A 12,205-nucleotide genomic window follows, 5' to 3' on the forward strand; every position below is an offset into this window, starting at 1 on the left:
CTCTAATATTTATGGAGTTACAATAACTTGATTCGTTGCAACAACACCATTTGAAGTTACATAAGAGATCGTTACTGTTCCAGCTACTTTACCAGTAACAGTACCGGATGCATCTACAGTTGCTATAGCGTTATCTGATGATGTCCAGATCACCGATGGAATAATCGCTGCGCCATATTGGTCATTTACAGTCAAATAGTCAGTCGAAATAGTTCCTAGTGCAAGTGTGCTTCCTTTAGCAACAGAATAAGTTGCTTTAGCAAATGCAGCTGTAGCTGTTACAGGAGCAACATCACTAACCTTAACTGCAAGTTCTGCTAGTTTAGTGCCACCCTTCCAAGCTGTAACTGTCGTAGTACCAGCTTTAAGCCCTACTACTTTCCCATTGCTAATTACTGCAATTGTTGGATCTGAGCTTGTGATTGAAGTAATTACAGACCCTTGATTAATTGCAATTGCATTACCACCTGCATCTTTACCCACCAATGTTATTGCTTTCGCATGTACATCAGCAGATGTGTTTGCAGCATAACCATATATGCTGTCACCTACAGCTGCGATACTGTATGAAGCAATCGCCGTGTCAGCAACAACAGTATTCGTATATTCAAATGTTGAATTAGAAACCGCAGTACCACCATTTGCTAGACCAGTAACAAGTGTTGAAGTTCCTGCAGCTACACCAGTTACAGTAAGAGCAGAGCCATCAACTATTACAGTAGTATTAGCTGAATCCTTCTTAGCAAGTGTCAACGTATATCCCGTAGGCAAAGTAGTTACTGCTCTACCATACGTATCAACTACATTCACGTGAGCAAGATCAACTGTCACAATACCGTTAACTGCTTCAATTGACTGTAGTCCTTTAAGTCCAGTTACTTTTACAGGAGCAGCAGCAGCTTTAACATCAAGAGTAACTTGGCCTACAATTGCACCGTTAATCCAAGCATATACCGTAGTTGAGCCAGTACCAGCAAATTTAACAACAAGTTCACCAGTAATTGCATCATATTTTGGAGCCGTTACAAATGTTACTGCCGGGTTTGATGATGTGAGTAATACTTGGCCATTTGTTGCTGCATTTGCAAAATCTTTAGTCGCAATTGCCTTATCGAATGAATCAACTGCCACGAATGGAATTTTCACATCCTCTGAAGCTGCAACCARGACTCCTGGGTTGTTAAGTTGGAATGTTTTAACTTTAGCCACATCTTCAACTTTAATGCTGAAGCTTGTAGCTGCACCAGTTTTAGCATTAACAGCTGTGATAATAGCCGTTCCAGCAGCAGCACCTGCTGTGAAAGTTAATTTCCCATCAGCATCAACRGCAAATGTATTTGGGTTTACAACTGTAGGAGCACTTGTGCTAAACGTAATATCTCCAAATGATTTAGTATCTCCTAATACAGTGCCTGATGTTGGCAAGTTCAAAGCAGTGCCGTATTGATCTTTCAATGAGTAAGGAATAGCTAAAGCTAATTCGCCAACTGTAATTTTAGTTTTATCCTTAAGTGGAGTTGCGGGACCAAATGTCATAGTAGTTGCAGAACTAATAGAAACGACTTTGAATGACTTAGTTGCAGACAAACCAGTTGCAACATGAGTTGCTGTTACAATAAGTGTGTCATCTACTTTAGTGTTAGTCAAATCTACTTTACCGCCGCTAACTGTCATTGGATTTGCTGCAGCATAAGTTGCATCAAATACGGAGATATTAGTATCAGGAATAGCAGATGCAATTTCTTCACCGAATTGGTTAGTTGTTACAACTTTTAGATTCTGTGATGTTGTGTTCTGCAATGTAAGAGCGCCAATTTCAACTTTGGATGCTACTTCAGCAGCAACAGTAACTTTTTGTGCTTCAAATCCAGTTACCTCAACTGTATATTCACCAGCTGGGAATGCGAAAGTGGACTCAAGAACTACGGACAATTTATCTGCACTTAGAGTTGCAGTTGTGTTGTAAGGAACAAAGCCATTTTTTACTGTTGTAGTTAACTTTGTTAGCTCGTCAGCTGTTACTGCTCTTTCAAAAGTTACAGCGATTTTCTTAGCTCCAACTTGTTTTACGGAAGAAATTGCAAGTTTCTTAGAAGCTTGGACAGCTACGTCAGCAGCATAAGAACCACTTACTAGGTCAGCGCGAGTTGCCGCTACGGAACCGTCAGCTCCAAGGTCAACACCGTTTGCTTTTGCTACATCCATATAACCTTGGTACCAAGGAGTTGTTACTTTAACATCAGCCACTTTACCAAGACCCTTAACGAACATCGTAGCCAATTGACCCAATGTTACTTTGTCTTTCGGTGCAAACGTTGTATCCGTCATACCATCAATAATTCCAGCTTTTTTAGCTGCTTCGACGAAAGGAATGGACCAGTTGATGGATCCATCAGTCGAGCTAACATCATTGAAAGATGAAGCTGTTTCTGTTCCGACAGTCAAGCCTAGTACTTTTGCAACAAGCTTAGCTGCTTCAGCACGAGTCATGTTGCCTGTAATATCAAAAGTTGTATCTGTTTTACCTTCCATGTAACCTTTAGCAAGCAAAGCATCAACTTTCACTGCCAATGTTGCATCTAGACCAGCAAGGTCAGTRAAATCTTTCGTTGTTTTTACAGKTGCTGCTGTTGTCGCGGAAACAGGTGTAACTGTTGTTGTTTCAGCCATTGCGACAGATGCGAACATAGATAATGCAAGCGTTGCAGATGCGATTACTTTAAAAGTTTTTTTCATAAGGGGTATTTCCTCCTAATATTTTAAGTTTTTTTAACAAAACTTTATAACCCAATGGAACGACATAATGCTAATTGCTGCTATCTTATAATTCGTGTAGCTTTTCGTATATCACCTCGGCTACAAATTGAGTATACGACATTCTATACTACATTTCATTGATAAGTATTTTCCAAGTAGAATGAATTGGATTAGTAATGCGAGGTGTGCCCAGGTGCAAAAAAGCCCACCTACGAAGAGGTGGGCTTGCTTGTTAGATCTCACTCTAATATTTATGGAGTTACAATAACTTGAGTCGTTGCAACAACACCATTTGAAGTTACATAAGAGATCGTTACTGTTCCAGCTACTTTACCAGTAACAGTACCGGATGCATCTACAGTTGCTATAGCGTTATCTGATGATGTCCAGATCACCGATGGAATAATCGCTGCGCCATATTGGTCATTTACAGTCAAATAGTCAGTTGAAATAGTTCCTAGTGCAAGTGTGTCTCCTGCAGCAACAGAATAAGTTGCTTTAGCAAATGCGGCTGTAGCTGTTACAGGAGCAACATCACTTACTTTAACTGCAAGTTCTGCTAGTTTCACGCCACCCTTCCAAGCAGCAACTGTAGTGTTACCAGCTTTAAGGCCCACAATTTTACCATTAACAGTTGTTGCGACTGTTGGGTCAGAGCTTGTAATTGATGTAACATAATTTGATTGTAAAAGTGCAATTTCATTTCCACTTGCATCTTTTCCAACCAATGTTAATGCCTTAGCATGAACGTCAGAATCATTATTTGCAGCATATCCGTAAACACTATCTCCTACAGCAGCAATGCTGTATGAAGTAATCACAGTATCAGCTACTACCGTGTTAGTGTACTCAAATGTTGAATTTGCTACTGCTCCCCCATTGTCTAAACCAATTACTAGTGTTGTAGTACCTTCAGAAGCTGCGTTGATTACTAACCCAGTTAAGTTAACAGTTGGAGTCGTCTCAGTTGCTTTTTTCGCAAGCGTCAAAGTATAACCTGATGGCAATACAGTTACTGGTCTACCATAAGTGTCGACTACATTTACATGGTCAATATCAACTGTTACGGAACCGCCAATTGCTTCAATAGCTTTAAGACCTTTTAATCCTGCTACTTTTACTGGGGCTGCAGCTGGTTTAACATCAAGAGTTACTTGACCTACAATTGCTCCACCAATCCAAGCATAAACAGTAGTAGAACCAGTTCCAGTGAAATTCACAACAAGTTCACCAGTAATTGCATCATATTTTGGAGCCGACGCAAATGTTACTGCAGGATTTGATGATGTGATTACAACTTGGCTGTTTGTCGCTGTATTTGCGAAATCTTTAGTTGCAATTGCTGCACCGAAGGAATCAACAGCCATGAATGGAATTTTTACGTCTTCAGAAGCTGCCACTAGAATACCTGGGTGGCTTATTTGGAATATTTTAACTTTCGCTACATCCTCAACCTTAACACTGAAGTTTGTAGCTGCACCAGTTTTTGCATTTACAGCTGTAATAATAGCCGTTCCAGCAGCAGTACCTGCTGTGAAAGTTAATTTCCCATCAGCATCAACAGCAAAAGTATTTGGGTTTACAACTGTCGGAGCACTTGTGCTAAAAGTAATATCTCCAAATGATTTAGTATCTCCTGCTACTGTGCCTGTTGTAGGCAAGATCAAAGCGGTGCCGTATTGATCTTTTAAAGAATAAGGAACAACTAGGCCTGTTTCGTTGATAGTAATTTTAGTTTTATCTGTAAGTGGTGTTGCAGGACCAAATGTCATATTAATTGCAGAACTAATTGAAACAATTTTAAATGTTTTTGTAGCAGACAAACCAGTTGCAACATCAGTTGCTGTTACAATAAGTGTGTCATCTACTTTAGTGTTAGTCAAATCTACTTTACCGCCGCTAACTGTCATTGGATTTGCTGCAGCATAAGTTGCATCAAATACGGAGATATTAGTATCAGGAATAGCAGATGCAATTACTTCACCGAATTGGTTAGTTGTTACAACTTTTAGATTCTGTGATGTTGTGTTCTGCAATGTAAGAGCGCCAATTTCAACTTTGGATGCTACTTCAGCAGCAACAGTAACTTTTTGTGCTTCAAATCCAGTTGTTTCAACTGTATACTCACCAGCTGGGAATGCGAAAGTGGATTCCAGAACAATCGTCTTTTTATCTTCACTCAAAGTGGAAGTTGTGTTGTAAGGTACAAAACCGTTTTTAACTGTTAAAGTTAATGTTTTTAACTCATCAGCAGTAACCGCTCTTCCGAACGTAACAGCAATTTTCTTGGATCCAGTTTGCTTTACATCAGAAATAGTAAGTTTTTTTGTAGCATTGAACGCTACGTCAGCAGCATAAGATCCACTTACTAGATCAGCACGAGTTGCCATTGCGGAACCATCAGTTCCAAGATCTACGCCATTTGCTTTTGCTACATCCATGTAATCTTGGTACCAAGGAGTTGTTACTTTAACGTCAGCTACTTTACCTAGACCTTTAACGAACATTGTAGCCAATTGACCGATTGTTACGTTGTCTTTAGGAGCGAAAGTTGTGTCAGTCATACCATCGATGATGCCAACTTTTTTAGCTGCTTCGATGAAAGGAATGGACCAAGCGATGGAAGCGTCTGTTGCGTCAACATCGTCAAAGGAAGAAGTTGTTTCTGTTCCAACAGTCAAACCAAGTACTTTTGAAACGAGCTTAGCAGCTTCTGCACGAGTCATGTTACCCATGATATCAAATGTTGTATCTGTTTTACCTTCCATGTAACCTTTAGCAAGCAAAGCGTCAACTTTAGCAGCCATTATTGCATCTAGGCCTGCAAGGTCTGTGAAATCTTTAGTTGTTTTAACAGCTGCTGTTGTTGTCGCGGAAGTAATTGTATCCGTTGAGTTTGTAGCTGTCGTAGTATCCGCCATTGCTACTGATGCGAACATGGATAATGCTAGAGTAGTAGTTACTAGTACTTTAAATGTTTTTTTCATAAGGTGTGCTTCCTCCTAATATTGAAAAGTTTTTTGTAATAAAACTTATAACCAACTATGCAAAGTAATTTCCAAATGAGTTTCTCTCCAACTATCATTGTGTTCATCTCATCTTTCATTACCCGATAAGTAGAATTGTAAAGGTGAATTGTAAAGAAAATAAGTATAGAAGCTTAATATAAGCTAAAAGATAACTGAATGTTCCCTGAATGAATTTGATAGTATCAGCACAAAAGAGCCCATCTCCGAAGAGATGGGCTTCTTTGACGTTGCCTTAGTTAAGGTTCGTCGGGAATACTTTCGAATACTTCTGCAGCAATCTCACGGCAATTTGGCCCGCCTCTGCGCGCGTTAAGTTGGCAGTTGCATCAAACCGTACGGTTTGCTTCTTCTCGCCAACTACTAGATCATTAGGCTTACCTAGCATGACGCCTGCTTTACTCACTGCATCGATCGCAGGAAGCGCGTAGTAGGAGAATTGAGATGAGTCTGTATACAGCTTGGACAAGCTAGCCGCGAGCTTTGCATCATTAATGGCAAGCTTGAACTCTAGCGCTCGCGCAATCATCGTAGCAGCCTGCTCACGAGTCACCTTAAGATCCGCCCCGAAGAATCGATTATCAAGACCTGCGATAATACCTGTTCGCGCTGCGGTCTCAATATGAGCATAATCCCAAGTCAAAGAACGTGCACCAGGACCAATTTCAAAGAATGTTTGGTTGTTATCATAGTTCAGTGGAATGTTTAATGATTTCACAAGCATAGATGCGAACTCTCCACGTGTTGTTAAATCATCTGTACCAAACGTGTCGAAACGCAGGTTAGGCATTAAACCTTTCGAGAAAAGTGCCTCAAGCACATTCCGTGCCCACGGATGATTCGTTAAATCAGGGAACCCATACTTTAATTTCGTAACCATATAGTAACCGAAATCATCGAAAGGAACTGTGATCGTATTATTTTTGGCATCTACTTCCCCGCCAAGATTAATCCATTCTCCTTTATCGTTAAAGAAGAATACGGTAATGGTTGTACCTACTGCTTCAACAACACTTTTGTCATACGTCAATTTAAGTGTGCCTCTGTTCGTAGGAACGACTTTGCGGGTAGCCGGGAACAAAGTAAATGTTCCTTCCGTTGAATACGGAGCAAGCCCGTCTGTTGCTGGTTTATAGTTAGCTGCGCCAACAACGCCTTCTTCTCCAACACCACCCGAAATCCAGTAGACAGGAGATACGCGGCTAAAGTTTCTTCTATTAATTTCAGATACATAGCGTTGTACTAAAATGTCAGGAATTCGAATGACGGATTGCCCTAATGGCGCTCTAGCATCGGTCCGAGCATCAATATCTCGGTTGATAATATTCCCGTAATCATTTCTTCTCTCAACAACACCATCGGTCGGGTCTGCAATTCCAAACAATACATTCGTTTTATCATAAAATTGCGTTATACCATTTGCAGGGTTAGCAGACTTTAGAATTGTCCCTTTAGGGAAGGAAAGCTCCAAGTTTTTATCGAAAATAGTGTGCTTCGTTTTGATTTGTTCCATGAACTCAGAATCTTTTTGAATCGCACTCGTATAGAACACCGTTAAGGTTTGCTTGAGTGAACCGCCAGGACGCGTAATAACTAAATTAAGCACAGTTTCTTTATCCGGTTTTAAACCAACAAAATCATAAATGAAACGATCATTCATATCCGGCCTTTGCGTCGCATTAACACCATTAATGGCTACAGTTATAGCACCCTCGGCTTCTACGTCAAAGTGTACAAAGTTCTTATTTACAATAATCCGGTCTCCAACGGAAGCGACAGGAGAGAGAATACGGAATGGTTCCAATACGCGTTCTACTTCTAATCGTTGGTTGACTTTAGCACCGGTTGCATTAGTTAACTCCAATGTGTACACATGACTTCCCGGAGCATCAAATATCAAGTTATTTAAACGGATAACGAGATTATCTTTGCTTCCGCTGTAATCATAGGCTGGTGTCGTACCTACTGCAGCTACACTCCTAATCTCTGCATTAGGTTTAATTTCACCAGGAGATAGGCGGAGTATCTCGTCGGTCCCTCTTTTAACAACTAAGCTATCAATGCCGCCGACCTTGAAAGAAACATCATAGGTCTTTCTACTTGTTACATATTTATCTTTTGCGAATTGCATATCAGGGCTAGTAAAGAAAATCTGTGAAAGAAGACTGTCCGACATCGGCATCGCCTGAAATCCAACACGGCCGCCAATAGGAAGCGCAGATGGCTGGAATCTTTCAATAACAGGTACATTCTTGTCTACAACGTAAATACGGATTTCTTTCGATATGTCGCTTATGCTTGTCCCATTGGTATAGGTTCCTGTGAAGACGAGTCTATTTTCCCCTACAGACAGGGAAGGTTGAACGATTGAAGCAGGAGTTGTAGTGTTATCCGTAGATCCCGGAAGTCTCGGGTCTCCTATTTTGAGATGTAGGTTGTTAAACGAATTGTTTGCATTAAGCGAGAACGTAGTATTCGCGATTAATTGACCATTGAGAAATAGCTCATGACTAGCCAAATTGTCAAAGCCAACATATGCACCCGTAATAGGTAAATCTACACCAGTTGGATATGGAATTCGGGAATCAATCTCAATCGTTTGCCCATCAACTAAGTTGTCAACAGAGATAAAGTTCTTGGAAACATACGACAATGATGCCCTGTAATCCGAAACGGCACCTTTAAATTGGAGAGATACAGACTGGCTACCAGTTGGAAATCCTGTAACCTTATAGACCTTTTTATTGAGAGCTACAACAGAAGGTGACACTGTAAGATCGGTATAATCACCCACATATTCAATGGATAGCGGCGTAATGCCGATCGGAAGCAGCTTACCTGTAAGTTCGGAAGTGTCCGTACCAGGCGTTTTGCTTACTTCAATATTACGATTAGTTTCTACCATGATATAGAAGTCAGGCTTCTGAATCTCACTTTGATCAAGTGGTTGCTTGCTGTATGTTGAATCAATATTAACTATATCACCAACTGCAGGAGGAACAGCTCTACTATCAGTGATCATATAAACATTATTGATAACAACATCATTCGGATAATATTTAAATGAATTATTAGCGACTCCTCTAAACTTATCGTAATAAACATCTAAGAATACAGTTTGCGTTTGCGCATAACCACTAGAAGCCCCTAGTTGGAAGTCAAATGCTTTCGTAGTAAAATCAACAATTTTGTAGGCTGGTGTAACTCCATCACTCCCAGGAACAACTAGAGTTTGCGTGACAGATTCAACCCCAATATTCTTTGTATTAATCTGAATAGATGCATTAGCGAAATCCTGAGCACTATAGGGAACAAGCATTTCTACATTAAGTTTCCCAGATTCCAATGCAGGAGCGGTAAGCAGATTATCTGCTGTCAGGATTGGCACTGCATTTAAAATAGAGCTGTTCCAGTCATTATTATGTACAACATCTATTTTATTAAAAGGATTCTCATCATCAAAGTAATAAATCGTCCTTGTTACTTTGAGTTCATTAGCAGGATTCGTAATAATAATGTTTAACGTATTCGTTCCTGGTTTTAATCTAATCGCTGGGGCGAAGAACGTGCCATCATCCAATATAGATGCCTGATACCCATTTACGGAAACATTGGTTGCGTTCAAGGCTTTACCTTCAAGAATAATTTCCTCTGTATCCACAACCATACTAGTGCCTTGGTTCAGGTTAGCAGATGGGTTGGATCCAGAAGTCACTTTTAAATTGCTAAGATAAGGGACTTCATCATACAGAATATAAAACGTATCCGTTTTATTTACACCGCCTTGTATCCCTGTAAACGTAACTCTGTTATAGCCTGCATACAAAGGAAGTGCTTGTGCTGTAAAACGGTTGGAAGTGCTTGCTGTAACACCTTTGGTCGTCGTACGATTCGTATCTGTTTTCCAAGCTCCTTGGGTGAATAATAGTTGCTCGATCTTCACAGTCATCGTATCTTTGGAAACGAATTGGTAGGAACCATTAATCGTGATTTCTTTGTTTGTCGTAACAAATACATTCCCTCGACTTAATTTCTTGAGACCAGTTAAATCTGTCTCATCTACACTTGATGCTGTTCGAGAAATATTCGTATCATCCGGAATAAAGAACGTCGCAGCTGCTTGAACTGGACTGGCGAATGGTATTAGCGAAATTAATAACGCCGCAATCATTGTCCATGCTAAAAAACGCATTTTAAACATGCTTGTACCTCTCCTTTTCCTAAGCTGTCGTAGCTGTAGTTAGTTTTATAACCTTATATCGGCAAATAAGGCCCTATAGTTTAGTGAAACCCCGCGGAAATTTCAGCAAAAAAAAGATCCCCATCGATTAGATGGAGATCTCTCTGATTAAAAAGTGATTTATTTACCCATGCGATCGCTCTGCACTTGCTTGCCAACAAGTCTTTGCAAGAAGTTGATCACGGGCTTGCGACTTTTACTAATAATACCGATAGCCTCTGCACCAACCAGCATTACTAGGAACAGAGCAACAATGATCATGATAAGTCCCCAAGTGGAATCTTGGGAAATGAATACCGAGCAGACTACCGCGCTACCACCGAAGATAGCGGCAATTCCATAGATAATCAGGACGCTTGTACGATGGCTAAAGCCCATTTGCAGTAAGCAGTGATGCAAGTGGCTTTTGTCCGGTGCCGAGATCGGCAGTTTATTCACATAACGACGAAGCATTGCGAAGAAAGTATCAGATAATGGCACACCTAGAATCATAATCGGAATCAAAAGTGAAACAACAGCAGCCTGCTTAAATCCGAGAATCGAAAGCGTTGCAAGGGCGAAGCCCAGGAACAAGGCGCCGGAGTCGCCCATAAATATTTTGGCCGGATGGAAGTTAAAGAACATAAAGCCTGAGATACTTCCTAGTAAAATCACACATAGAAGGATAACAGTGACATTACCCATCATAAGAGCAAGAACGAGAATGGTTGTTGTAGCAATCCCCGATACACCTGCTGATAAGCCATCAAGGCCGTCAATCAAGTTAATCGCATTGGATACACCAACAATCCACAATATAGTAATCGGGATACTCAACCAGCCAATCGGTAGGTTGGTTTCCCCGAAAGGGATGTTGACCAAGTCTATTTTGAGTCCAAAGGATACGACGATACAGGCAGCGATGAGCTGGCCTAGCAGTTTCCATTTGGGGGATAATTGAAAGCGATCATCTAGAGCCCCTGTGACAACTATCACAAAGCCTCCGAGCAGAAGTCCAAAAGCAGCATCTGAGTTCACGTCATCAAGTGCTGGAGAGACTACGAAATAAGCTCCGACGAAAGCAAGGAATATGGCTAATCCCCCTAAACGCGGCATAATTCGCGTATGCACCTTCCGATGGTTCGGGGCATCAACAGCTCCAACCCAGAAGGCAAATTTTTTGACCAGGGGTGTCAGCAACAACGCCATAACGCACGCAGCAATAAACCCTATCGCATATAATCCATACATGTCTTCTTCACAGCTCCTCTTGTCATGGGTGGCAGGCTAGCCGCCGAAATGAATTATACTCCCATTCCGTCACAAATACTACTGCTAAATTCATCTGAAATGACCGTTTTCAGCCAATTTTCATAGATATTATCATGGTTTTGTGACGTTCTCTTTGTCGCGCATCACTTTCACTGCGAATTTCGGGAGTAGAAGCATTCTTTTATAGCGCCACGGCTCCTGAAGAAGGCGGTAGAACCACTCTAAACGTAGTTTTTGGAAAAATACTGGTGCTCTTTTTAGTTTGCCCGAAAGTACATCGAAACTTCCGCCGACCCCCATCATTACGGGAACGCCTAGCTGCTCTTTGTACTTCCCGATCCAAGGTTCTTGATTCGCCGCAGCTCTTCCTACTAGAAGCAGGTCTGGTGCAGCATCTTTGATGGCCCGGATCACTTCCACATCCTCTGCATCACCGAAATAACCATCTCGTACTCCGACGAGGTTGATCTTCGGATATGTCGTGCGAATTTTTTCAGCAGCAGCTTGGATGACTTCATCGGAAGCACCTAGCAGATACACCTTCCAACTCTTCTTCTCTCCGACTTTCATGAGTTCGTGGATTAAATCGTATCCCGGTACTCTCTCCGCGACAGGTTGGCCGACGTGATTAGCCGCCCAAACGACGCCGGTTCCATCCGGAACGATCAGCTCCGCGCGTTGCATCATGCTCAGATAAGAAGGATCATCCTGTGCGGCCATCACCATAATGGGATTGGCTGTAATGACCTGATGCGGCTGTTTTAATTCGATAACTTTCGTTAAGTAATCGACCGTTTGTTTCATGCTCATTTTGGAGATCGGCACGCCATAGATTCGCACCTTAGGTATAGCTTGCAATAACGCCAGTGCTGCTGGCTCATTCGTTACAGATGTCGAGCTCATTATATCTCTTCCTTATTATTGACGTTGT

The 12,205-nt window shown here is 41.3% G+C and carries 5 protein-coding genes; all 5 read right to left on the reverse strand.

The features are described 5' to 3' along the window. Positions 1 to 9 precede the first annotated feature (9 nt). Entirely contained in the window at positions 10 to 2,736 is a 2,727-nt protein-coding gene (locus tag AC1DVJ_RS17095; protein ID WP_477592446.1) for an S-layer homology domain-containing protein, read from the reverse strand. A 272-nt stretch (positions 2,737 to 3,008) separates the two neighbouring features. Beyond that, positions 3,009 to 5,744 carry an S-layer homology domain-containing protein gene (locus AC1DVJ_RS17100; protein ID WP_477592447.1) on the reverse strand — a complete coding sequence of 912 codons (2,736 nt, stop codon included), beginning with the start codon at positions 5,742 to 5,744 and terminating at the stop codon, positions 3,009 to 3,011. A gap of 274 nt (positions 5,745 to 6,018) precedes the next feature. Next, a complete protein-coding gene (locus AC1DVJ_RS17105) occupies positions 6,019 to 9,984 on the reverse strand; it encodes an S-layer homology domain-containing protein (RefSeq protein WP_477592448.1) in 3,966 nt (1,321 codons plus the stop codon). Positions 9,985 to 10,143: 159 nt separating this feature from the next. Continuing rightward, positions 10,144 to 11,253 (reverse strand): glycosyltransferase family 4 protein, encoded by a 1,110-nt coding sequence (locus tag AC1DVJ_RS17110; RefSeq protein ID WP_477592449.1) that lies wholly within the window; start codon positions 11,251 to 11,253, stop codon positions 10,144 to 10,146. A gap of 132 nt (positions 11,254 to 11,385) precedes the next feature. After that, positions 11,386 to 12,177 carry a WecB/TagA/CpsF family glycosyltransferase gene (locus tag AC1DVJ_RS17115; RefSeq protein ID WP_477592450.1) on the reverse strand — a complete coding sequence of 264 codons (792 nt, stop codon included), beginning with the start codon at positions 12,175 to 12,177 and terminating at the stop codon, positions 11,386 to 11,388. Between the last annotated feature and the right edge of the window lie 28 nt (positions 12,178 to 12,205).

The sequence above is a fragment of the Paenibacillus sp. P4_A9 genome, from assembly GCF_056402415.1.

What these genes read in the sequence shown, in the direction of transcription:
- AC1DVJ_RS17100 (WP_477592447.1), bottom strand. Translation starts at nt 5,744, where the DNA reads ATGAAAAAAACATTTAAAGTACTAGTAACTACTACTCTAGCATTATCC.
- AC1DVJ_RS17105 (WP_477592448.1), bottom strand. Translation starts at nt 9,984, where the DNA reads ATGTTTAAAATGCGTTTTTTAGCATGGACAATGATTGCGGCGTTATTA.
- AC1DVJ_RS17110 (WP_477592449.1), bottom strand. Translation starts at nt 11,253, where the DNA reads ATGTATGGATTATATGCGATAGGGTTTATTGCTGCGTGCGTTATGGCG.
- AC1DVJ_RS17115 (WP_477592450.1), bottom strand. Translation starts at nt 12,177, where the DNA reads ATGAGCTCGACATCTGTAACGAATGAGCCAGCAGCACTGGCGTTATTG.